This is a genomic window from Skermanella aerolata KACC 11604 (assembly GCF_000936425.1).
Taxonomy (GTDB): Bacteria; Pseudomonadota; Alphaproteobacteria; order Azospirillales; family Azospirillaceae; genus Skermanella; species Skermanella aerolata.
In genome coordinates this window covers 1-203 of record NZ_AVFK01000274.1, presented here as the reverse complement: position 1 = coordinate 203, position 203 = coordinate 1, and the positions used below count along the sequence as shown (strand labels likewise).

Sequence of the window (203 nt, the reverse complement as noted above, 5' to 3'; positions counted from 1 at the left end):
GGTCCGTCCGCGACATCGGCGGTATTGTCGTTGGTTTCCTGCTCGGCCATGGCCGAAGCTGCCGCGCTGCGAGCGGCTTCGGCCAGATGACGGTGATGGTGTTCGAGAACGCCGCGCAGGGCATCACCGCTGTTCCGGAGGAGATGAAAGCGATCCGCGACCTGGATTGCCTGCGGAGCTCCCTGGCGGGCTCCGTCGGCGTA

1 protein-coding gene is annotated in these 203 nt (G+C 66.5%); it reads right to left on the bottom strand.

The window, feature by feature from the left end; all coding sequences use genetic code 11:
- On the bottom strand, window positions 1–203 hold a 203-nt coding region (locus tag N826_RS42715), incomplete at both ends, for a transposase (protein WP_211099532.1).